Origin of the sequence: Streptacidiphilus albus JL83 (genome assembly GCF_000744705.1) — a bacterium.
Lineage (GTDB): Bacteria > Actinomycetota > Actinomycetes > Streptomycetales > Streptomycetaceae > Streptacidiphilus > Streptacidiphilus albus.
In genome coordinates this window covers 7,320,679-7,343,157 of record NZ_JQML01000001.1, presented here as the reverse complement: position 1 = coordinate 7,343,157, position 22,479 = coordinate 7,320,679, and the positions used below count along the sequence as shown (strand labels likewise).

At 70.2% G+C, this 22,479-nt stretch carries 17 protein-coding genes; 7 read left to right on the top strand and 10 right to left on the bottom strand.

Annotated elements, in window-relative coordinates; genetic code table 11:
* Positions 1-346 precede the first annotated feature (346 nt).
* On the top strand, positions 347-2,428 hold the full coding sequence (locus BS75_RS51680; protein WP_052069902.1) for an IPT/TIG domain-containing protein: 2,082 nt from the start codon (positions 347-349) through the stop codon (positions 2,426-2,428).
* 496 nt (positions 2,429-2,924) lie between these two features.
* Positions 2,925-3,176 (top strand): hypothetical protein, encoded by a 252-nt coding sequence (locus BS75_RS32165; RefSeq protein WP_034090754.1) that lies wholly within the window; start codon positions 2,925-2,927, stop codon positions 3,174-3,176.
* Between the two features lie 249 nt (positions 3,177-3,425).
* Here BS75_RS32165 and BS75_RS32160 read toward each other — a convergent pair whose 3' ends face one another.
* Positions 3,426-4,031, bottom strand: coding sequence for a TetR/AcrR family transcriptional regulator (locus BS75_RS32160; protein WP_034090753.1), 606 nt, complete (start codon positions 4,029-4,031; stop codon positions 3,426-3,428).
* Between the two features lie 88 nt (positions 4,032-4,119).
* Between BS75_RS32160 and BS75_RS32155 the strand changes: the two genes are divergently transcribed.
* From BS75_RS32155 to BS75_RS32135, 5 genes are all read left to right on the top strand, one after another.
* Entirely contained in the window at positions 4,120-4,872 is a 753-nt protein-coding gene (locus tag BS75_RS32155) for an SDR family NAD(P)-dependent oxidoreductase (protein ID WP_034090752.1), read from the top strand.
* A 459-nt stretch (positions 4,873-5,331) separates the two neighbouring features.
* Positions 5,332-6,252, top strand: coding sequence for an SDR family NAD(P)-dependent oxidoreductase (locus BS75_RS32150; RefSeq protein WP_034090751.1), 921 nt, complete (start codon positions 5,332-5,334; stop codon positions 6,250-6,252).
* Between the two features lie 10 nt (positions 6,253-6,262).
* Positions 6,263-6,778, top strand: a complete 516-nt coding sequence (locus BS75_RS32145; protein WP_042440161.1) for a MarR family winged helix-turn-helix transcriptional regulator — start codon at positions 6,263-6,265, stop codon at positions 6,776-6,778.
* A gap of 40 nt (positions 6,779-6,818) precedes the next feature.
* A complete protein-coding gene (locus tag BS75_RS32140) occupies positions 6,819-7,475 on the top strand; it encodes a TetR/AcrR family transcriptional regulator (protein ID WP_034090750.1) in 657 nt (218 codons plus the stop codon).
* A gap of 403 nt (positions 7,476-7,878) precedes the next feature.
* Positions 7,879-8,394 (top strand): NUDIX hydrolase, encoded by a 516-nt coding sequence (locus BS75_RS32135; protein ID WP_160312309.1) that lies wholly within the window; start codon positions 7,879-7,881, stop codon positions 8,392-8,394.
* 104 nt (positions 8,395-8,498) lie between these two features.
* On the opposite strand, the gene BS75_RS49575 is transcribed toward BS75_RS32135, so the two are convergent.
* From BS75_RS49575 to BS75_RS32100, 9 genes are all read right to left on the bottom strand, one after another.
* A complete protein-coding gene (locus BS75_RS49575) occupies positions 8,499-8,918 on the bottom strand; it encodes a hypothetical protein (RefSeq protein WP_063771587.1) in 420 nt (139 codons plus the stop codon).
* A complete protein-coding gene (locus BS75_RS45070; protein ID WP_052069900.1) occupies positions 8,918-11,233 on the bottom strand; it encodes a hypothetical protein in 2,316 nt (771 codons plus the stop codon). Before BS75_RS45070 ends, BS75_RS49575 begins: the two co-directional genes overlap by 1 nt.
* Positions 11,230-13,176 (bottom strand): hypothetical protein, encoded by a 1,947-nt coding sequence (locus tag BS75_RS32125; RefSeq protein ID WP_152646213.1) that lies wholly within the window; start codon positions 13,174-13,176, stop codon positions 11,230-11,232. The genes BS75_RS45070 and BS75_RS32125 overlap by 4 nt, the downstream gene beginning before the upstream one ends.
* On the bottom strand, positions 13,176-13,760 hold the full coding sequence (locus tag BS75_RS49570; RefSeq protein WP_197091975.1) for a site-specific integrase: 585 nt from the start codon (positions 13,758-13,760) through the stop codon (positions 13,176-13,178). Before BS75_RS49570 ends, BS75_RS32125 begins: the two co-directional genes overlap by 1 nt.
* A complete protein-coding gene (locus BS75_RS49565) occupies positions 13,757-14,632 on the bottom strand; it encodes a site-specific integrase (RefSeq protein WP_197091974.1) in 876 nt (291 codons plus the stop codon). The genes BS75_RS49570 and BS75_RS49565 overlap by 4 nt, the downstream gene beginning before the upstream one ends.
* A gap of 305 nt (positions 14,633-14,937) precedes the next feature.
* Complete coding sequence (locus tag BS75_RS32115) at positions 14,938-16,017, bottom strand: hypothetical protein (protein ID WP_034090747.1); 1,080 nt, start codon at positions 16,015-16,017, stop codon at positions 14,938-14,940.
* Positions 16,018-16,021: 4 nt separating this feature from the next.
* Entirely contained in the window at positions 16,022-18,118 is a 2,097-nt protein-coding gene (gene fxlM, locus BS75_RS32110; RefSeq protein WP_034090746.1) for a methyltransferase, FxLD system, read from the bottom strand.
* A 32-nt stretch (positions 18,119-18,150) separates the two neighbouring features.
* The gene (locus tag BS75_RS32105) at positions 18,151-19,377 is read right to left on the bottom strand and encodes a lanthionine synthetase C family protein (protein ID WP_034090745.1); all 1,227 of its coding nucleotides are present in this window, start codon (positions 19,375-19,377) and stop codon (positions 18,151-18,153) included.
* On the bottom strand, positions 19,374-22,475 hold the full coding sequence (locus tag BS75_RS32100; RefSeq protein WP_331281451.1) for a lantibiotic dehydratase: 3,102 nt from the start codon (positions 22,473-22,475) through the stop codon (positions 19,374-19,376). The genes BS75_RS32105 and BS75_RS32100 overlap by 4 nt, the downstream gene beginning before the upstream one ends.
* Positions 22,476-22,479 lie beyond the last annotated feature (4 nt).

The window sequence follows — 22,479 nt, the reverse complement described above, 5'->3', positions numbered from 1 at the left end:
CGACACCTGTGCACCTTTTGATCATCTGGTGTTGTTGGTGGGCTTTTCGTCGGGTTGATGTGGTTGTTCGCACCCGGTGAAGGTTGTGTGTGTGCCATGGTGGTGGAGACGGCCCTTGTGCCCCAAGTCCTCTTTTGCGCAGCCGAGTTGACGTGCGGGTCGTTGCTTCCTGCTGTCTTCTGCGCCTGTGCCCCGGGGTGGCGGCGCCGTTGCGGTACCGCGCTCGCGGCGGTCGCAGGGGGGCCCACCGGTCTCCTGCCGCCTCGGTGCGCAGATGAGGGGGGAGACCTTCATGTTCTTCTTGACCAACCCACCCCGTGCGCCCAGAGCCCGCAGGGGTTCGCGGGTGACCGCGCTGGCCGCCGCCGGGGCCCTTGCCCTGACCGGCCTGACCGCCCTGGCCACCCCGGCGCACGCCGCCACTGGGGACCGGATCGCCTATGTCGCGAACCTGCGCGGCAACTCGCTCAGCGCCCTCGACACCGCCACCGGCACCGTGGTCGCGACCATCCCCGTCGGCACGTTCCCCACCGCGGTTGCCGTGTCCCCGGACGCCTCCACCGTGTACGTCACCAGCCAGGGCACCAATACCGTCTCGGTGGTCGACACCGCCACGGACACGGTCACGGCCACCATCCCGGTCGGACCGGGCGCCTCGACCATCGCGGTGTCCCCGGACGGCTCGCTGGTGTACGTGGGCGACAACGTCGGGCCCGGCATCGGCGGGATCACCGTGATCAGCGCCGCCACCGACACCGTCACCGGCACCATCACCACCAGCAACCAGCCCAACAGCATCGCGTTCACCCCCGACGGCACCAAGGCGTACGTGGCCAACTTCGTCGGCGGCTCGCTGTCCGTGATCGACACCGTCACCAGTACCGTCACCGCCACCGTCCCCATCGTCCCGCAAGCCGCCGGGGTGGCCCTGACCCCCGACGCCACCCACGCCTACGTGGCCAACTACAACAAGAACACCGTCCTGGTCATCGACACCTCCACCGACACGGTCACCGCCACCATCCCCGGCCTGTCCGGGCCGTACAAGCTGTCGGCCACCCCCGACGGCACCCGTGTCTACGTCACCAACCAGAACAACAGCACGGTCTCGGTCATCGACACCGCCACCAACACGATCACCGCCACCATCCCCGTCGGTACGGCCCCCGGCAGCATCGTGGTCGACCCGGTCACCGGCAACGCCTACGTCACCAACATCAGCGGCAATACCGTCTCGGTCATCGACACCGCCACCAACACCGTCACCGCAACCATCTCCACCGGCTCCACCCCGTACGACGTCACCATCGCACCCGCACCCCTTGGGGTGACCGCGATCAGCCCCGGGCAGGGCCTGCCCGCAGGCGGCGGGACCCTCACCATCACCGGGACCGGCCTGGCCGGCACCGGCGCCGTCCACTTCGGCACCACCGCGGCCACCGCCGTCCACGTGGTCAACGACCGGACCGTCACCGCCACCATCCCGGCCCACAGCGCCGGCACGCTCGACGTCACCGTGACCACCCCGGCCGGCACCAGCGCGACCACAGCCGCCGACCAGTACACCTACCTGGCCCCGCCCGTAGTCACCGCCGTCAGCCCCGCCAGCGGCCCGACGGCCGGCGGCACCACCGTGACGGTCACCGGAACCGACCTGGCCGGCACCACTGCCCTGACCTTCGGCCCCGGCCACCCGGCCACCGCGCTCTCCTGCACCGCCACCACCTGCACCGCCACCGCCCCCGCCCAGGCAGCGGGAACCGTCGACGTGCAGGCCACCACCACCGGCGGCACCAGCGCCACCAGCAGCGCCGACCAGTACACCTACGTCGCCGCCCCCGCCGTCACCTCGGTCACCCCCGCCACCGGCACCACCGCCGGCGGCACCACGGTCACCGTCCACGGCACCAACCTGACCGGCACCACCGCCCTGACCTTCGGCCCCGGCCACCCGGCCACCGCGCTCTCCTGCACCGCCACCACCTGCACCGCCACCGCCCCCGCCCAGGCAGCGGGAACCGTCGACGTGCAGGCCACCACCACCGGCGGCACCTCCGCCACCAGCACGGGCGACCGCTACACCTACGTCACCCCGTTCACCTTCACCGGCTTCCTGCTGCCCGTACTGAACCCGCCCTTCGTGAACCCCAGGATCGCGGGCCTTGCCGTCGCGGTCCCCTTCAGCCTGCACGGCAACAAGGGCCTGGGCGTCATCGCCGCAGGATCGCCCACCACCGGGCCCGTCAACTGCCTCACCCACGCCCCCACCGGTAGCAGCACCGCCGCCACCGGCACCCTCACCTACAGCCCCCTGCTCGGCGTCTACACCTACATCTGGAAGACCCCGGCCTCCTTCCACGGCACCTGCCAGCAGTTCACCCTCACCCTGACCGACGGCAGCACCCACACCGCCTACTTCGCCTTCTAGAACCACCCCCGCACCGCCTATCGCGGAGCAGCCACGATGGCCCCGGTCCGATGCCACCAGCACCGGACCGGGGCGCATCCAACGCCCGGCACCCGAGAGACTTTTCGGGGCCACTGCATTCCGTCTCATAGACTCGTCCCCTGCGACGCTCCGGTGGCCCGCTCCCCAACGTTCACTGGACTGGCCCGACTCGCCTTCAGTCGGCGTAGGTCGGGACCCGGTCCTGCCCTGGGGGCGCCTGACTGAAGCTCGGGCTCTCTGCTTTCTGCGATCCCCGCGGGCCCCTGGTGGTTCTGGCGGGCGACGTCGACAGGCTGCACCGGCGCACCTGGTCCCCGTCGTGGGCCTGGTGCGCCGGTCGCAGCAGCCCGCGTTGCGGGGTGGGGCCTACTGGTGGGCGATGCCGCGGGTGCCGGCGAAGCCGGGGACGCTTCCGCGCCGACCGCGCCATCAGCGGGCACCGGCCAGCGCTCAGGACACGGCGGGGGCCGACGCAGTGGCCGAGCCGCAGCTGCTGGATCCTTGGCTGGACGCCGATCACCCCGAGTACCTTCCGCCACGGAGTCTCGCCGACGCCTACCGACGCTTCCGCTACCACCCAGACCCGGGCCGACGCCGTCGCTTCCGGATCCTGTTCCCCATGGTCAGCGTCCTCGCCGCACTGATCGCTGTCCTGGCCGTGGAGTTGATCGTCCTGGTTGGCCTCTGCTTGATCCTGGCGATCCAGGACCTCGTGTCCCCGATGTGAGGTGCCGTCAGGACTCGCTACTGCTGCCCCTGCTGAACGTGGCGCCTACGAGCCCGCCGACGGCGATGCCGCATCAGCCTCTGCCGCGCTGCACCGGCCATCCGCGACCGGTGTCGCCCCTGAGGATCTCGGATTCAAAGAGCCCCACCCCCGGCACCTTCGGGAGAGGGACGCCGCCGGGGCAGCCGCGGGGACGCCCACGGGTGACTTGTCCAGGTATCACTGACGGCCCCAGGCCGATGGTTAGTCTCAAGTCTGGATGGCAAGGGCGAGGAGGGTGTCGACCGCGACTTCGAAGGGGCGCGTGCTCCGTTGTACCTGGGCGAGGAGAAGTCCCCCTTGGAGGGTGGCGAGCATGGTGGTGGCGAGGGCGTCCCGGTCGATGCCGGGCGCGAGCTTCCCGTCGGCATGAAGCGACCTGAGTCCTTCGCTGATGACGGTTGACCACTGCTCGAATCCGGCGGCGATGAGGGCTCGGGCCTCGGGGTCGCTCTCGGCGAGTTGGCCGCCGAGCGAACCCAGTGGGCAGCCGCCCTTGGCCTGGCCGTGCGTCACCCCGGCGATCAGCATGTTCCGCCAGGCTGCGACTCCGTCGTCGCTGCCGAGTGCCTGTCGGTTGTGGTCGACGAGGGTGTCGGCCTGGTAGCCGATGACCGCCTGCAGGAGCTCGTTCTTGTCGGGGAAGTAGTGGTAGAGCTGCGAACCGCTGACCTCCGCTGCCACCTTGACGTCTTCCAGGGTGGTACCCGCTACCCCGCGCTCGTGGATCAGGGCCGCAGCCCCTTCCACGATCCGCGCCCGGACGCGTTCACCCTTCGGCGTGAGCCGCGGCCGATCGTTCGCCTTGTTCACCATGCACCCATAGTAGCGATTCTGAGTTTGACAGCCCAGTCCGATCGGATCAGACTGAGTTGTGTAACCCACTTTGAGGAGGAAACAGCGCATGCCTGCTGACCTGAAGGACAGAACCGCACTCGTCACCGGGTCCACGAGCGGGATCGGCAAGGCGACGGCCCTGGCCCTCGCTGCCCGCGGCGCTCACGTCCTGGTTGTCGGACGCAACGCGGAACGAGCCGAGCGGGTCGTGGCCGAGATCGAAGCCGGCGGTGGAAGGGCGTCGTTCCGGCTCACCACGCTGGGAGGCCTGGAATCCGCGCAGGACCTGGCGCGATGGGCCACCGAGGCCGGCGACGGGCACGTCGACATCCTCGTCAACAACGCTGGAGTCGCCTTGCTGGGGCCCAGCGATGCCGCGACTGAAACAGAGTTCGACGAGACCTTCGGACTCAACGTCAAGGTCCCGTTCTTCCTCGTCGCGGCCCTGGCACCCGCGATGGCCGAGCGCGGATGGGGCTCGATCGTCAATGTCAGCACGATGGTCGCCAGTTTCGGACAGCCGGGCATGGCGATGTACGGCGCGAGCCGAGCGGCCCTCGAACTCCTGACGAAGGCATGGGCCGCCGAATACGGCCCGCGTGGCGTACGCGTGAACGCCGTCGCCCCCGGCCCCACGCGCACCGCGATGACCGAAGGCATCCCCGACGAGATGGTCAACTACCTCGCAAGCCTCGCACCAGCAGGTCGCGTAGCCGAGCCCGAGGAACTCGCCTCCGCGATCGCCTTCCTGGCCAGCGACGATGCCAGCTTCATCCACGGCGTCACCGTTCCCGTCGACGGAGGCCGCGTAGCGACCTGACGCCAGCCGCGGCGTCCGAGTGCCTGAGTGCCTGTTTCTCTACTTCGAAACCGCAGGTCAAGCCACTGGAGTGATCGCAAGCTCATGAACGGACCGTTCGCTGTGCCGTCATGACGACGCTTCGGCGAACGGTCGGATAGTCCGGAATGACAGCAAATGCCTGGACCGGGGTTCAAGGACACCACGGTGAGCTTGGTCGAGAGGCCGTCAGTATCCAGTACAGCCCTTCAGCCGGCTGTTCAGCAAGCCACCAGTGAACTTGTCGGACATGCATCACAAACAGGCACTGAGCCCCCTTCGCTTCGGGCGGAACCCGACGTCCAAAGTCAGGGGCGCGCGGGAGCGGCAGCCGAGCCCTCGACTATGAAGCCGCGTGACTCGCCAACGGAGCACCGGCCCCGCGACGCAGCAAGAGCCGTCCCACCTGAACAGCCCCACCGAAGATGAGAGGGAATCCCGATGAGCACACTCCCGGGAAAGACCGTGATGATCACGGGCGCCAACGTCGGGATCGGCAAGGACGTGGCCCGGCAACTGGCCTTGCGACCGGAGACGGCCCGCATCTACCTGGCCTGCCGCAACCAGGACCGGGCGAGGGCGGCAAAGGCCGAGCTCGAAGCCGCCACCGGCCGGCGCATCTTCGACATCGTCGTCATGGACGTCGCCGATCTGGACTCGGTCCGAGCTGGCCTTGAGGCCGTCGACGGATCCGTCGACGCGCTGGTCATGAACGCCGGCGTCATCGGCCCGCAGTCGATGGAATTGACCTCCGACGGGGTCACCAACGTCTTCGCGACGAACGTTCTCGGCCACGCCGTCCTCCTCGAAGGGCTCCTGGCCGAAGGGCGGCTCGGCGAGGTCGCGGTCCTCGCCGGAAGCGAAGCAGCCAGGGGACTTCCGATGCTGCGGATGCAACGGCCCTCCTTCGCCTCGACCTCTGCCGACGAACTCGCCACCGTCATCGACGGCAGGTACTTCGCCGACGGGAAGACCGACTTCAACCTCGCCTTCGGGCAGGCCAAGTACATCGGAGCCCTATGGATGGCCTACCTGGCCCGCCAACACCCCGACCGCCGCCTGATCACCGTGAGCCCCGGCGCCACCACCGGCACCCAAGCCTCCAACGACATCGCCCTCCCACTGCGCATGGCGTCCAAGTACGTCCTGCCCGCCCTGGGGATCTCCCACAAGCTTGAGGTCGGCGCGAAGCGACTGGTCGACGGTGTCACCGACCCGGCCCTGTCCAGCGGCGTGTTCTACGCCAGCGCGGGCAACAAGCTGAAGGGCCCCCTGGTCGACCAGGCCGACATCTTCCCCGACCTGGCCAACCCCTCGTTCCAGGACCACGCCAACGAGGCCATCCACCGCTTCATCAAGTAAAGGAAATCGCATGACGGTTGCCCGGCCGGGGGACACGCTCCGCCTTGACCTCGATGAGACAGAACAGGGCCCGGACGGGTCGCCCGGCAGCGCAACCGTCGACGATCTCCGACTCGACCTCCAGGTCTGCTTCGCCGTACACGCCACGGCCCGGGCCTTTGACCGCACCTACCGCCCCCTGCTGGCCGGGCTAGGGCTCACCTACCCGCAGTACCTGGTCATGCTCGTGCTCTGGGAGCACGGCGATCTGCCCGTGAAGAGTCTCGGCGAACTGCTCTCGCTGGACTCGGGCACGCTCTCACCGCTGCTGAAGCGCATGGAGGGCGCCGGCCTGGTCCTGCGCGAGCGCAGCCCGCAGGACGAGCGTTCGGTGATCGTCAGCCTGACGGCCGAGGGCCGCTCCCTGTGGACAGCCGCCAAGGAGGTTCCTCGCCAGATCGCCGTAGCCAGCGGCCTCACCGCCGCCAAGGGCGCCGAATTGCGCCACAGCCTGGAGCGAATGACAGCAGTTCTGGACGGCAGCTGAACCCATGGACCAGCCGACACCTGCAAGCCAGACGGACCGCATGGACCGGGCGGACGCGGCCCGCGAGCCCACACCCAGGACAGCGCGGAGATTCACGGCGAAGGGCCTGGCAACCCGCGCTCGCATCATCTCTGCCGCCGCCGAGCTGGTGTCCGCCCGCGGCGTGGCCCGCACCGGCATCGAGGACGTCCAGCAACGAGCGGGTGTCAGCGCATCGCAGCTCTACCACTACTTCACCGACAAGGACGACCTGATCCGGGCCGTGATCGCCCACCAGACCAACGGCATCCTGGCCGCACAGAGGCCCGTCCTCGACGAACTCGACAGCTTCGACAACCTCTACCGGTGGCGTGACCTGCTCGTCGACCTGCAAGAGCAGCGCAACTGCGTCGGCGGCTGTTCAATCGGATCCATCGCGGCCGAGCTGGCCGACAACGACCCCCACGCACGAGCAGACCTCGTCGACAGCTTCGAACGATGGCAGGCCCCGATCCGCGAGGGCCTGGCCCGCATGCGCACCCGAGGCGACCTGCGCCCGGACGCCGACACGGACGCCCTCGCCCTGGCCCTGCTCGTCGCACTCCAGGGCGGACTCCTCCTCACCCAGACCCGCCGCAACACCACCCCCCTGCGCACCGGCCTCGACGCCGTCCTGACCCACATCCGTACCTACGCGACCGAGAACACCAGCCGCTAGCGGCCGGCGAGCTTCCAGCGGGTGCCGCCTTCACCGACGAAGAGCTGTACACCGCCTGCCAGTACCTGGGCACCAAACAGAACAGCGAGGTCCGCGAGCGCATCCGCGACGGACGCAGGCCCACCAAGCCGATGCGGCAGGCGCTGGCCTGGGCGCTGTGGGAGATCACCCATCCGGAGTGGACCCGCACCCTGTGGTACTGGGTCCGCCAGTACAGAGTCTCCGCCACCGCGGTGTTCCGATGCCAAGAGCTCAATGCCCAGAAGGAACAGATCTGCGTACGCCTGAGCCGCGTCGTCGGGTAGGACGCATGCTCCTCAGGATCATCGGAGGCCCGATTGTCGGTGGCGACTGAGACGCTGTGTAGCCACTTCGGTGCTTCAGGTGATGATGGGGAGTGAGTGTGGCACAGCAGAGCAGCAGCGAGACCGCCGTACAGGATGGTGCGGCGGTAGCGGAACCGGGTCGGGGCGAGCAGGAGAACGGGGTGGGGGTGCACCTGGTCCTCCTCTCCGAGGGAAGGGTCCTGCTCGGACAGCGCCTGAACACCACATACGCCGAGGGGAAGTACCACCTTCCCGCCGGCCACGTGGAGGCGGTGCCCGGGGAGTCTCTGGCCGCCTGCGCCCGGCGGGAGGCCGATGAGGAGCTGGGCATCGGCATCGACCGGGACGCTCTGGAGCTTGTCCACGTCCACCACAGCCACGACCTGGACGACGGCCGCAACCGAGTCCAGGTCTTCTTCCGCGTGCGCAGCTGGACCGGGCGGATCCGCACCGCCGAGCCGGACAAGTGCGCTGGCTGGGAGTGGCACCCGCTGGACGACCTGCCCGAACCCATTGTCGACTACACCGCCCAGGCTCTGGGCGCCATCCGCAGAGGCACCGCCTACAGCGAGGACGGCTGGTCGACACCGTAGGCGTCCAGGTCGGCCCTTCCCCAGGGGGCTGAGCCCCGCCGGGTGTTGTGCACGGTGGCCACGGTCTGCGTTCCGGTGACGGCCCCGCGGATTCGTGGCGGCCGTCACCGCCCGCGCGGGGCCCGGCGCTCGGAGAGCACCGCTACTTGGTCCGTCGCCTGCTTGCTCAGCTTGGCCTTCAGCCCGCGGTTCTCGTGGTAGAGGTTGGCCGTCACCGTGGCCAGCGCGTCGAGCTTGCCCTGGAGTTCTCCCGCCCGGGCGGTCGCCTCGCGTAGGCGCCTCTTCAGCTCGGCGATCGTCTCGTCACGTTGGACTTCGCCGGGGGTGCGGAGCACCGGGGTGGTGACGTGGCTGTTCCACTCAGCCAGGACCTGCTCGGCGCGGTGGACGGTGGCGTGGCTGACGCCGGCTTCGCGGGCGAGGTTCTCCTTGGTCAAGGCGCCGTCGCTGTTGCGGGGCTGGCCGGCCAGGAGGCGGGCCATCGCCTCGCGCAGCTTGGTGTCGGTGGCGGCGGAGACCGGCATCAGGAGGTCGCTTTCATCTTGTCGAACTGGGCGTTGGTGCTGCGGACGTCGGCGAGCCTGGCCTCGGCCTGCTCGCGCAGGTACTTGGAGAGCTTGGTCGTCAGGAGGCCGAGCAGCTGTGCCTCCTCCATCCGCCAGACTTTCTCGTGGGCCGGGGTGAGGACGGAGTTGCGGCAGCGCGCGGGCTGGCAGGCTCCCAGGAGTGGGGACTGGCCGCGCTGGTCGGCGGGGAGTTGGTTCTGGCACTCGGCGGTGGAGGCGTTCCACAGGCAGTGGTTGACCGTGCCGAGGTGCAGGTTCGCGAACTCGCCCTGCAGCAGGGTGGCCTGCAGGCGTTCGTCGGCGATCTGGGCGCGGAGCACCGGATCGTCCGCGAGGAGGTTATTGATCTTGTCGAGGCTGGCGTGGAACCGAGCCGCTGCCGGTCCGACGGCGATGGTCTGGCCCAGGCGGCGGTCCTGGAGCAGTGCCACGAGCTTCTTGGCGGCGGAGCGTTCCATCTGGTTGTCGAACTCCTTGGCCCATCTCGTGTCGGCCTTGCCGTAGGAGAGGGTGAGGCGGTTGGACAGGGCCCGGCCTGCGGCGTGCTTGAGCTGGATGCCCAGGGCGATCTCGCCGTCCGGCTCCTGAGCGGCGAGGACGGCCATCGTGCGGCGGAACATGTGCGGGCGCACGTAGGCCGGTGGGATCTCCTCCAGGCCGGTGTGATGCCGGTTGGCGTTGACCGTGGCGATGAAGTCGTCGATGTCGGTGTGGACCGCGTAGCCTCCGCCGTCCTGGCCGAGGGCTGGGGTCAGCGAGGTGAAGACCCGGGTCTCGTGCCAGGTGATCTGCTCCGCGACGGCGAGGGTCTGGGCGACGGGTTCGATGATCCACCAGTGTTGGTGCGGGCGGGCCTGGTCGTGCTTCACCTTGCGGGACCTGATCGCGGGGGCGCCGTAGTGCTGCGTGACGGCGCCCCGCGCGATCTCCTGGATTTCGCTGGTGCGCATCGCCGTGAGGGCGGCCACGAACACGTAGCAGGCGGCACGCAGCATGCGGATGGTCATGCCGTCCTCGTTGGGCCGGGTCCGCGCTGGGTCCTGCGCGGCCTCCACGATCCACGCTCGCCGCTGTTCGATCCCGGACCGCTGGCAGTGCAGCGGTCCGTAGACGGTCTCGACTCCGTAGACCAGTCTGCTGATCTCGTTCCAGTTGGGCTTTCCTGCCCAGTCCACGTTGGCATCCGCCGGGTGCATCGGGATGATGTTGGCGGGGTCGGCCAGCCAGCGCTTGAGTGCCTCGTCGCCAGCGTCCGGCAGCTGCCGGCGCTCAGTGGCCTCGTCCGGGCGGTAGGGGCGGTGGATGGCGCGGTCGAACGCGTAGGTCCGGCCGGTCTCGGCGATCCAGTGCAGGATCCGGGCCTGGCGGGCGCGGCCGGCACCGGGTGCGAGGAAGAGCGTCGGTCGGCGTGACTGCTGCACTTGGCGGCTAATCTCGTTCCACATGGGCTCGCCCGCGGCGACGGTCCCGCGGGCCCTGCCGGTCACCGGAATGCGAGTCTCGGGGTCAGCCAGCCATGCCTCCAGCAGCCGATCAGGTGTTCTGAGGGACCACTCCGTCTGCTGCGGGTGTGGTGCCTGCTTGAGATCGCGACGGGCCAGGATCGTCGGGGCGAAGCGGTCGATGTAGGCCCATGCTGCCCGCAGCAGCGGCCACCAGATCTCGGGCGGGATCGGCACGGTGGACAGGTCGTCGCTGTAGGGGCTGTCGGCTACCTCGCTGGCGGTCTTGCCCGGCCAGGGGTCGCTGAAGGTGGAGATGCCGGTCAGGACCGGGGCGAAGGTCACCAGGTGCCGGACGACCGACACGTAGCGGCGGACGTTGCTGGGGCTGGTGATCTCGGCTCGGTCGTCGATGAAGGCCTGCCAGTCCTCGGTGCGCCAGCGGCCGAAGTCGTCCAGGAGTCCCTGTTCCTCCCCCCATCGCGCGAGGATGGCCACCACGCCGGACTTGTCCACTGCGGAGGCCATCGCCCACTGATTGGCCTTCAGGAAGATCCCGGCGCGGCGAAGCGCGGAGTGTGTGGGGTTGAGCAGGCAGAACGCGACTTCCCGAACCAGCAGGTTCTGGCGCGGTTCGGCGGGCAGGGGGATCGACCAGCGCGCGGGGACGCGGCTGGCCGGCCGCCGCACGTTGGTGGCGGGCCAGGCGTCGGTGCGCGCGAAGGTCGGCCCGACCCTGTCGGGGATCTGTCCGGGCAGGCTGGCGAAGACGGGCTCGTCGTCCGAAAACGTTGCCGAGGCCAGGTGGTGCTCGTGGGCTGGGGTGGTCATCGGTCGTACTCCGTTCGCATGCCCAGCGGCAGACTGAGGTTGACGCCCTGTTCGGCGATGGCGGCCCGCGCGGCGGGGATGTGCTCGGCCAACTCTGCGAAGACCGACGCGAGGGCGGCGGACTGCTTGCCCCAGACCGCGGTCCAGGTGGTCGGGGCGAGGACGTTGCGCATGTGCTCGATGTGGTCGACCAGCAGCAGTTGCTGCGGGAGCTGGGAGACGAACAGCACGGCGTTGGGGCAGGTCATGCACATCGCCGGCGCGACGTGGCAGAGCTTGCCAGGGGTGCTGTGGGGAGAGTCGAGCGGGTCCTTGCAGTTACTCACACCCATGTCGAGAACGCCGTCGCGCAGTTCGATACCCTGCTCGGCGCTCACGCCGAGAGCCGAGGCGACCTCGGGCTCGCCGAGTCTGGCCTGTTCGGTGGGCAGCACGAGAGTGGGCCGCCCGCTGATCTTGTCGAACACCTTGGACTGCGCGCGGTTCATCGCCGCTGCGGCCAGCACGTGGGCGGTGGTGCCGTGGGCGTAGTGGCGCTGGAAGACCTGGACCGTGTGGTCATCGCCAGCCAGGTCGGTGAGCGTGCCTCCCAGAGCGACCACCCGGGTCGTCTTCGAGGTCTTGCGGATCCGGCGGATGTCATGCGGCTGAGTCACCCCGTCCGGGAACGGACGTCCCGGCCCGGTGCGGGCAGCGATCCAGTGCGTCAACCGGCGGCCGGGGTCGATGAAAGTGGCCCGCGCAGGCTCCATGCGAACCCCGTGCCGCATCTCGACCGCTGTGAACAGCCACTCCTGCGTGGCATACGCCTCTCGGGTCATCGCGCCGGCTTCGACGAGGCGGCGCAGCAGACCGGGCACATCCCATTCGCCGCGGCCGTGGTAGTTCAGCTCACCGACTACCGGGCTGAAGCCCTTCTCCTGGCCGGCCGGATGGAAGTCCGCGCGGACCCGGTCGGCGCGGTACTTGGCCTGGACGACGCGCACGCCTTCCGCGTTGAACTCCAGGTCGGGCACCCGCAGAGCGTGGATCTCGTCCGAGGTGCAGTCGGTCATCGCCAAGAGCAGCAGGATCCGGAACGCGTGCAGATCGGCTTCTCGGGGATACAGCGCCCAGTGCAGTGCGCGGAGCAGGCCGCCCACGCCGCGGTAGCCCGCGCCGAAGTCGGCCAGGAAGTCGCGAAGGTGCTCCGGCCAGTAGCGGACGTGCGAGGGAAACTGGGCCTGGAGCCCGGCGATGCTCAGCAGGCCGTGGCGCGCGGCCCAGACCAGGTTGGGCAGCTCCTGCCAGCCGTACTCGCGCGGGTCGTCTCCCGTCGCGAGGAGCTCGCGGCCGTGGGCCAGCCGCTTCTCCAAGCCCCTCAGGGCGGCTTGGGCCGCTCCCTTCAGTTGCAGTCGCTCGGCATTGGTGAACTCGTCCAGCACCTCGCAGGTGACGCGGCTCAGCCCGGCCGGGGCTTCGGCTCGCCGCCGCAGCCGCTCAGGGACTCGTGGTGCGCGCTGCGCCCAGTGGCTGAGCAGGGCTATCAAGCACCGGTCCAGGCCCCAGGGACGCCGGGAATTCTCCGGGTACTTCGTGAGAAGGTCCTGCTCCCAGCGATAGATGATCTCCGGGAAGTCGATCCGTTCGTCCTCCAGCCGGGCCTGCGCCGGGTCGATGCCCCACTGGCGCATGATCTTGACGGCGAAAGGGACGAAGGAGCGGATGGCCCTGTCGTAGCCGTGGACCGTCTTCAGGTTGTTCTTGCGGTGGTAATCCACCCAGGTGTCGGCCAATTGGGCGGCCAGCAGCGGACTGGCGAACGCGGACGGGTCGATGGCTGCGCGGCACTCCTCGGCGCTGCGGGCGTAGATGACCTCGCGGATCCCGACGGACCCCGCCGGTGCTGGCGCGGGGCGCGGTGGCCGGCTGGTGGTGGTGCGGCGTTCTCCTCGGCGCGGCATCAGCCGCTCCACTCGGACGAGCGCTGCATGGCGAGGTCCGCGAACGTCCGGTCCTGGTCGTTCCAGGCCGCGATGGCCTGAGCGACCAGCAGGTTCGTCCTCTTCTTGTACGTCAGGTACCTCATCGTAGACTCTGGCCGACGATGTCCAAGCAGCTGCATCAGGGTGAGGAACGCGTTGCGGGACTGGTGGTCAGCGGCGTAGGTCGGCACCCGGCCGTTGCGGGCGAACTCCGCGGCGTCCTGCTCGCGCAGGATCTCCGTCATCATCTCCAGCATGTAGACCGCGAAGGTGTGGCGAAGGTCGTGGATCCGCGTGACCCGGGGCAGCTCCACCTTGACCCCGAACTCGACCGCCAGGCGTTCGGCACGCAACTGGGCATCGGTGAAGACCTGCTCCCACCGCTGACCGCTCAGCATCAGTCCGGTGCGGCCGATGTACAGGGCCATCGCTTCGAGGCCATGGTCGCCCTCGAAGACCGTGATCCGGCGCGTCGGCTCGTCCATGGCAGAGATCGCGAACGACCTGCGCTGGCCGTGCAGAATGCCGCTGACCTTCATCTGCCGGGTATCGATGTCCGTCACGATGAAAGCTGCTCGCGTCGGCGCCACAGGTTCCCAGCCGCCCCGCGCACGGCGGCAACACGCTCCGTCTTCCGATACCAGTCGATCTCGCGCAGCGTCGGGTGCTGAACGTCCACCTTCCGAGGCAGGCCGAACTTCGCGATGGCCTGGAGCTGCACCTCAGCAGCCGACGCGTCACGCCGCGGTGCCCCGACCTCCACGTCGAACAGAGCCCGGAACTCACGCAGCCGCAGACCCGTGGTGATCGAAAGGTTGCAACCCGAGCTGTTGCGCAGCGACTGGCGTGACCGGAACGCCGGATCGACACTTCCATCCGGTAGCAGCCCGCGCAGGCCCACCCGATCGAGCAACCACCACTGGTCGTAGGTCAGGCAGCGAACGGCAAGCTCAGGAACGGCATCGCCCTGCAGCACGTCGCGGCCGTTGGCCTTGCGCAGGTATGGCCGCCGCTCCAGCAGCCCGGTCTCCACGGCCCAGTTGTAGAAGTTGGTGATCGTCGTTCGGTGGCGCCTCCAGGAGGCTGGCCTCATCGGTTCGTCGCGGTACTTCGTGCAGTGGTCGCGGTAGGCCGTGAGGTCGTCCTCGGTGGCGCTCAGGAGGTCGGCGGGCGGATCCAGGGAGGTGAGGAAGTCGTCCAGGCCGAGGAAGTCATAGGCGTAGTCCCGCAGCGACTTGGCCTTGTTGGTCTTGGCCATCTCCTGGAAGAACGAGCTGTGCGGTTCCAGGGGGCGCATGTCCGCGTCGAGGAAGAATGGAGTTCCCTCCTTCACCGCACGGGCGCGCGTGACGTAGTCGACGGCGTCCATGTCGAGAGGGGCCACCACATCGGGGTAGCTCCGCACCTTGTCTCGGGACGTAAAGAAGTAGTCCACCGGGCTCCTTGATACAGCTGGGGAGCCGTGAACCTAACCGATCATGTCGATGGTGCGCGAGGCCAGTGGGGTAGAGCTGAGACATGGACGGTTCCTTGGCATAACCTCCGGCGGGCACGATGGCGCCGAGTCGGTCGTGGTGGATGAGGCCGGCCTGCCACAGGCCGTCGCTGTGTCGTAAGAGGATGGTGCTGGCGGTGAGTTCGATGGCGAGCGGTGTCGCTGGGCTGGTCACTGGGTCTCCTTCATGCGGTTGTCGAGGCCGTGCGCTCGGCCAGAGACGGCCTCGGGATGGCCACCAGGGCTCAGCGCTGCTCGATGACGCGCTCACTGGAATCCAGCGCGGTGGCGATCTGTGTTCCCAGGCCCGCGGGAATGGAGCGGCTGCCGAGCGCGCAGGCGTCAACCAAGGCGCTCAGGTCTTGGCGCTGGCTCTCGGCGAGCAGGGCGGAACAGCGGCGATGCTGCAGCAGGTCACGGGCCGCGTATCCGTCGCGGGTCGTGGCTGCCAGAGAGGCCAGCGCCGTGGCAATCCGGCGGGCGCCTGCCGGATCACGTGTCTCGGCGAGGTCGAAGATCGCCAGCGCCAACCGGGCATGGAACACGGCGAGGCCCGGGGCCGAGGTGTCCAGGGCCAGATAGCGATCGAGCAGTGGCCGGGGATTCATGTCCTCGCTCCGGCACAGGAGAGTCAGGCATGCCGTGACGGTCTGCTCCCAGGGTTCGCCCGGTGCGGTGGTCTCCAGGAGGGTCAGGGCCCCGCGGGTGTCGCCCGCGACCGCGTGGGCGATGACGTCGACCTGGCGGCCGTCGAGCATGCGGTTGCCGATACCGCGGTGGGCGAGCAGGCGGGTACGGGCCTGGTCCCAGCGTCCGCACAGGGCGAGGGCGCGGGCTCCGGTGGCGAGCATGACCGCCCACAGCCAGCCGCGGACGTCACAGTGGTCCTCCTCCGTGGCGGTGAGGTGGGAGGCCGGGACGGTGATGCCGTCGATGGTGGTGTCGGTGCGAGTGGACACGGCCTCGTACAGCGTGTCGATCAGGTCTGCGGCGCGCTCGCCCTGGCCGTCGCGGATGTGGAGGCGGGCGAGGTTCACGAGGGGTTCGAGGGCGTGGCGGGCGTCCTGCGCGCCCAGGGGATGGGCGCGCAGGAGCACGTCGGCCTGGCGGTGGCACCACTGCCGGGCCAGGTCGGGCAGGGCGCAGTCCGAGGCGAGCAGTGCCGCCAGGTTGTGGACGGCGCATGCGGCAGCGGGATCGCTGTCGCGCCTCGCGGCTTCGGCGAGGTCGCATAGGTGGGCTACACGCTGTTCCAGTGGGATGCAGGCGGGGCGTGTCCTGGCGACGAGTGGGAAGCGGGAGGCTATCTGCCCGAGAGGGTCCATCGTTCTACTCCCAGGTGACGGTGATGTGGGTCTGGGGGCGGGTGAGGACGAAGCGTCCGGCGTCGGGTTCGGCCGCGGGAGCGTTGTAGGGCAGGGCGATGCGGACGGTGCGGGTGCGGAAGCCGCGGTCCCACAGGTTGATCTCCTGGCCGACGCGCTCGGCGAGTTGCTGTCCCGCTGGTCCGTGGCCGATGACGCCGACCTCGTAGCGACGGCTGCCGTCCGCTGCCGGGTCGGCGGCCCGGATGGTGAGGTAGGCGAGGCTGCCGTCCGCCGCGGTGGTGGCCATCGCCACCGTGGGGAACATCGGCGCGACCAGGCCGCTGTCCTTCGCGTTGGCCTCGACGGACATGCGCATGAGGGGGTTGGCCAGGCGGCAGCACAGCCACAGGTCCAGCCATTCGAAGCTCTCCATCGGCGCGAAGACCACGCCGGTCCACACCTCTTTGCGCTCGGTGTCCAGGACTCCGGCGAGGGTGGCCGGGTCGGTGCCGGCCCGGTTGTCCTTGTGGGCCTGCAGGGTGACTTCGCCGTCGCCGGTGAGGTCGATGATCTGGCGGGCATCGTCGCCCAGGCCGCGCAGCGGCATGAAGACCGCCATGCGGCTGTCGCGGCTGACCCAGGTGTCTCCCTCGCACTCGAAGGCGACGCTGCGCGAGGCCGCACCGGCCAGGCGGATCGGGACCACCAAGCGTCCGTAGGGGGCGAGTTGCTTCAGCCACGCGGTGGGGACCTCATGGGCGCCGACCGTGGCGATCGTGCGGTCGTAGGGGGCGTTGTCGCGGTACCCGAGCGCGCCGTCCGCCAGGACGACGTCCACGTTGCCGACGCCGGCCGCGGCCAGGTGCTTGCGGGCGTCCTCGACGAGGTCCTCGTCCACGTCGATGGCCGTGATGTGGCCGTCCGGGCCGGTGAGCTGGCCCATCAGGGCCGCGTTGTAGCCGGTGCCCGCGCCCAGCTCCAGGATGCGCTGGCCGGGCTGGATCTGGAGCTGCTCCAGCATCATGGCGACGATGGTCGGCTGGGAGGCTGCGCTGATGTAGGCGCCGCCTCCGTCGCGCTTGGTGTAGACGGCGTCGTCGGCGTACGCCTGCGCCAGGGGCACGCCGGGGACGAAGAGTTCCCGCGGCACGATGCGCAGGGCCCCCTCCACGGAGGCGGTTCGCACGGTCCCGGCCTCGGCCAGGCTGTCGGTGAGCCGGTTGCGCAGTTCCTCGGCGGACGCGGAGTCGGAGGTCGTGTCGCTGAGAGCAGTAGTCATTTCGCGGACCTTAGTCGTGTTTAGGTTGGTATGGACTGGACGTGGCGGGTCTGGCGTGTGGAAGACGGTAGCTATCGCCAGGTCCACCAGGGTGGCCTGGTCGGCCCCGGAGAGCCCGGCGCGGTTGGCATGGAAGATGAAGTGATGGGCCAGCACCGCCCGTAGCCCGCGCTGGAGTTCACCCTGTCGGGCGAGGGAGGACACTCGCTGCCCGGCAGTGGCCCAGTCGTCGATCCATGGCTGCGGAAGGACGAGGTCGGGTGCGCTGGCGGCGTCAGCCTTCATCAGCGTGCGCACCGCCCGGCCCAGACGCTCGCGCCGCTCGGGGTCCAGGGCGTGGGCGCTCGCGGCGGGCCGGAGTTCATCGGCGACCTTGGCCCAGGTGTCGCCCTGCTCGAACCAGTCCAGTCCCGCGCCGCGCAGCAGTGTGCTGTAGAGCAACACGGTGGTCTCGCGCCGCCCCAGGGCGGGCCGATCGCCGACGCTTGCGAGCAGGTGGCGGCTGTCGTGGTGGAAGGCGGTGTGCGCGATGTCCATGGCGGCGGGTCCGCCGAACGCGAGGACCTCGGGCTCGTAGATGACGTCGCGTTTCCAGTCCGTGATCAATCCTTGGCCGACCAGTTGGTTGAGGTGGTCCTCGAACGGGGCCGGGCCGGGCCGGGCGGAGCGGAAGCGCAGCCGCCACTCGGGGTGTTTGCGGATGTACCACCAGGTGTTGAGGAGTCCCTTGGCCTGGGCCCGGTCCAGGGCGGGCGCCAGGTGCTGGGCGGCGATGCCTTCGGCGGTCGCCGGGTCGGTGAACTCGACCATGTACTGGCACCAGTCGGTATCGGGGGTCATCAGCGTGGTTCTCCTCCTCGTGGAACGGACGGTCAGGTGATCAGCAGGCAGGCGTCCCACCCCGTGGGGGGCGGTTCGTCCGTTGAGGCGAGGGCTGCCAGCGCGGTCCCGGCGGTGCCCTCCAGCAGGCCCGGTCCCGTGCCGGGTTCGGGGTCGGCGGCGCCGAGCAGTTCGCGGGCGAGATCGCGCAGTTGTCGCGCCTGCGCCGGGTCGGCGTCTGCAGCGGCGTCGGCGGCGATGCGGGCGAGTCCGGCGTGCCCGTGGCACAGCGAGGCGTCCGTGGTCGCGGCGCGCTGCCCGGGGTCGGCCAGTGCGCTGACGAGCGCCGCTTCGGCCTGGCGGCGGCGGCCGGTGTCGCCCGTGGCCACGGCCGCGATCTGCTGCGCGCGGGCCAGGCCGGCGGTGCCGTAGCACCACGAGGGCCGCCGGGTCGCGCCGGAGTTGGCGACCTCAGCGGGCCGTTCCGCCAGCTCCGCTCGGGTGATCATGTAGGGCCAGCGCGGTCCGGCGTGGGTGTCCAGGCGCCAGGAGTCCAGCCATTCGCACAGGGCTGAGATGGCCTCGACCTGTCCGGGCACCGTGATCCCCCGCGTCGCCGCGAGTCCGGCGAGGGCGAGTTGCCCCGCGATCCCGTGCGCCACGCCCAGGTTCGCGTGGCCGCCGGGGAACTCCTCGTCGTCCGGGCGGCCGGACGGCCCGGTCTGCGTCCACCAGCCCGGCAGCAGCTGCCCGCTATCGGTCAAGGGACGGCACAGGCGGACGAAGTAGCCCAGCACGTCCCGCAGTGGTTCGCCCCCGGGGTCGCGGCGCAGCAGGTAGGCGCCGATCCCGGCGAGGCCGCGCAGGGTGTCGAACTCCGCCAGCACCGGGGGCTGCCCGGTGTCGATGCGGTGGTTTGCGTGTGCGGCGCGCCGTTGGGCATCGGCGGCGATCAGGGGTTCCAGAGCTGCCAGGGCGCTGCGGTAGGCGCCCGGCCGTACGGCGGCGGTCCCGGCCAGGGCGTAGGCCACGGCAGGCGCGCCGTAGAACAGGCCCGAGCTGGTGCCCGAGGTGAGCGGGGCGGAGACCGCATAGGCGAGCCAGTTGCGGACCCGGTTCCAGGGGCGGATGCCAGCGGCGGCCAGTTCGGTGTGGAGCAGGGCGATTCCGGGGACGCCGTGCGCCAGGGACTGGCGCCACACCGGCTGGCCGGTGGGTAGGTGGGCGGCGGTCGGCGAGGCGAGGCCGTCGGCGACCGTGAGAATCTGGTCGGGGGTCACCGGCTTCCCCCTGTGCGGGCGTTGTGAGCCAGTGCAGCGGCGCGGGCCAGGTAGAGGCACACGGCCTTGTCTGCCGGGTCGATGCTGTAGGCGCGCAGGTAGTGGGTGTGGAGCAGGGAGTCGAGTGCAGCATCGGGGTCGATGCCCTGGGTGTCCGGTCCCGGCAGGTGGGAGCGGTAGTCGGCCAGGGCCTGGGACCGCGGTGTCCAGGCGTCCACCATCGCCGCGCCGTGCGCTGTCTCGCGCAGGGCGCGGAAGTCCGCCCTCGGGTCTGCTAGGCGCACGGCCTGCTGGAGTGCCTGCCGTCGCACCCCGGACGGGGCGGTTGCGGGGACGTGGTCGATCAGCCACGTCATCGCGCTGTCGGCGTCACCGGTGAACGCGAGCGCCATCGCGGCGAAGTGGACCGCGACCAGGGCCTTCCGGTCGGCGAGGGCTGGTTGGGCGAGCTGGGTGAGGACGACGGCTGAGTCGGCGGCCAGCACCTGCTCGGCGGCGGTGAGCGCGGGGCCGCTGCCCCAGCGGCCGGTCTGCGGGTAGTAGGTGCCGTAGGACACCTCGCGCAGCAGACCGTGGCAGCGCAGGTCGTCGGCCCAGGCGCTGATCCGGGCCGCGGCCTGGGCGAAGTCCTCCGCTGCGGGCGTCGGCAGGGCGACGTAGAGCCGTAGCTGGTGCTCACGTTCCTCGCGGAAGCGCAGGAACCACCAGCGCGGCGGCTCCCCCCAGTGGGCCAGGAGCGTCGGCAGGTGCCAGGACAGCACCTGGTCCTGGCGCTGGACATCGCCGCCGAGCTTCGCCAGCAGGACCGGCGAGGCGCCCGGGGTGTGGCCGTGTCCGCGGTCGAGGACTCTGGCCGGCGTCGGGCAGGGCAGCGGGGGCCAGCCGGTGGCGGCGGTAATGGCCAGCGGGACGACGACCTCGTGGGGCCGCCCCTGGCACCATCCGGCGGCGTCGGCGGCGGGTGCTTCGATCAGCGCTGCTTGCCCGTGGGTGGTCAGGTGCTCGCGTAACAGGACGCGGTGGCCCGCCAGGTCCAGGTTCAGCGGAAGCCGCCAGTCCCCGTCCGTGAGGTGGACTCGGTCCGGCAAGCGGCGGCGCTCGCGCCAGTCCGACAGCTTCTCGTCCCAGTGGGCGAAGGGTGAGTCGGCGCTGGGGAGTTCGGCCGTGGTCAGCCGCCAGCGGGCGGGTGAGAGCACGATGCGGCGGTGGCGGAGCCGGGGCAGGAACGGCAGGTCGCTGGCTTCGCCCCAGTCGAAGTCCGCGATCTGGGTGCCCTGGGCGTGGGACAGCTCGGTGATCAGTCGGGCCAGCGGCGGGGTGTGCCTGCGCAGGTTGAGGGCGTGCAGGCCCCACGCCTCCACCCTTCGGCCCAGGGCTGGGACGGCCAGGTAGAGCCGGTTGCCGTCGCATCCCACCGCAAGGTCGCGTGCTGTCAGGATGCCGGGTACGGAGGTCTCGCGGTGCTCGGCCATGCTGATGATCGTCGGCAGGAGCTGCCCGGACCGGGTCACGTGGGCCGAGGCGGGATCCAGGGGTGGGAAGGACAGTTGAGCGTTCAGCGTGTCCTCGTCGCTTCCCGGCAGGTCGGCGAGGTCCTCGACGATCGCTGTGCGGTTCTCGCGATCGAGGAGGTGGAGGAATCGGCCGCTCAGCACGCCCGCCGACCTGCTCACCGACAGCACCGTCAGGAGGAAGTCCCCCCGGTCGACGGCGAGGGGGGTGCTCGCGTCCACGCGGACGCACAGCTCCAGGTGCGCGGGCAGCCGGGCCTGCGTCGGGTCGTATCGCTCCAGTTCTCCGATCAGGGCTCCGTCGAGGACGATTTCGGTGCGGCCGTCCAGGGCGGCTGCCTGGGCCAGGGCCAGGAGCTTCGCGTCGCGGCGGGAGTGGCCCCGGCGCTCCAGCGGTTCGGTGCCGGGGTATCCGGCGGGCCAGCCGATGCCGCTGTCGGCCACGACGTCCAGCAGCGGGACCAGGCCGCCGCCGTAGCGCTGATAGAAGCGATGGTGGTAGTCCGACCATGCCGGCAGCCCGAAGGGGTTCGCGGTCAGCCTGGCCAGGAGAAGCGCGGCCCGCTCGCTCTCGCGGGCGATCTCGCGCGGCAGTGCCACGTCGGCGTCGACCCGCAGGTCCAGCGCCACCGGGTTGCGCCGCGACGGGGCCAGGCGGGTCATCCGACCGGCGGCGTCCTCGCGAAGGGCTCGGGCTTTGTCGGCCCCGGCAGCGTGGTGCCGTTCCAGCAGGGCATGGATCTCGCGTAGTTCTTCCAGCGGTACTGCCGGTGACGGCTCCGCCGCTTCCAGGGCTCGCACGAGGTGGCCCAGCGCGTCGGTCTCGGTGCTGGGCGCGTGAAGGCTGGTGATCAGCACGCGGCAGGCGACGAGCTCGGCGAGCAGTGCGGTGACCTTCTCGGCGGCTGCCTGGGGGAACTGGGCACGGACCGTGGTGCTCAGGTCCGTGAGTCGGATCGGGTGCTGGGCGGCCTGGAGAGCAGTGCGTACGGGAGGGCTGTAGCGCAGTGAGACCTCGACCGCGCCCGTTCCTCGATCGGTGGCGTGCGGCTGGTAGGGCACGATCACGCGATCGTCGCGAATGGTGATCACCGAGTTCGCCACGACCTCAAGACCTTCCAGGATCCCGTGGTCGCGGTCCAGAGCGTCGATAACGCCGGACAGCCAGGCCCCGTCCGCTCGGGCGACAGTCCGGTGGTGCTGGCCCCAGCGCACCGCCGTCCGGTCGGCGAAGCGGGCGGGGGCGATCCCGGCGAGGAGGCCGGTGGGGGTCGCCCGGCCCGTCATGCGCAGCAGGTACCGGCCGGTGGACAGGACCGCGCGACGGGTCCGGCGCCAGTCCGGAGCCGGGCTGGCGCACAAGGATCGGACCTGTGCCTCCAGTGAAGGGCTCGCGTAGCCGAGGGCGTCGGCGACTTGCCGCTCGGCCCATGCCTGCCGCAGCCACTCCACCAGGGCGCCGACGGACGTCGGGCCCGCCGTCAGATCAGGCAGCGGCGGCACATCGAGCTGGGCGTGCTGGGCGACGCGGATGAGCGCCGTGGGTGCGGCCCGGAACCCTGCCGCGCTGGAACCTGCCGAACGCACCGAT

What these genes read in the sequence shown, in the direction of transcription:
- BS75_RS32160 (WP_034090753.1), bottom strand. Translation starts at nt 4,031, where the DNA reads ATGGTGAACAAGGCGAACGATCGGCCGCGGCTCACGCCGAAGGGTGAA.
- BS75_RS32155 (WP_034090752.1), top strand. Translation starts at nt 4,120, where the DNA reads ATGCCTGCTGACCTGAAGGACAGAACCGCACTCGTCACCGGGTCCACG.
- BS75_RS32150 (WP_034090751.1), top strand. Translation starts at nt 5,332, where the DNA reads ATGAGCACACTCCCGGGAAAGACCGTGATGATCACGGGCGCCAACGTC.
- BS75_RS32145 (WP_042440161.1), top strand. Translation starts at nt 6,263, where the DNA reads ATGACGGTTGCCCGGCCGGGGGACACGCTCCGCCTTGACCTCGATGAG.
- BS75_RS32140 (WP_034090750.1), top strand. Translation starts at nt 6,819, where the DNA reads ATGGACCGGGCGGACGCGGCCCGCGAGCCCACACCCAGGACAGCGCGG.
- BS75_RS49575 (WP_063771587.1), bottom strand. Translation starts at nt 8,918, where the DNA reads ATGCCGGTCTCCGCCGCCACCGACACCAAGCTGCGCGAGGCGATGGCC.
- BS75_RS45070 (WP_052069900.1), bottom strand. Translation starts at nt 11,233, where the DNA reads ATGACCACCCCAGCCCACGAGCACCACCTGGCCTCGGCAACGTTTTCG.
- BS75_RS32125 (WP_152646213.1), bottom strand. Translation starts at nt 13,176, where the DNA reads ATGCCGCGCCGAGGAGAACGCCGCACCACCACCAGCCGGCCACCGCGC.
- BS75_RS32115 (WP_034090747.1), bottom strand. Translation starts at nt 16,017, where the DNA reads ATGGACCCTCTCGGGCAGATAGCCTCCCGCTTCCCACTCGTCGCCAGG.
- fxlM (WP_034090746.1), bottom strand. Translation starts at nt 18,118, where the DNA reads ATGACCCCCGATACCGACTGGTGCCAGTACATGGTCGAGTTCACCGAC.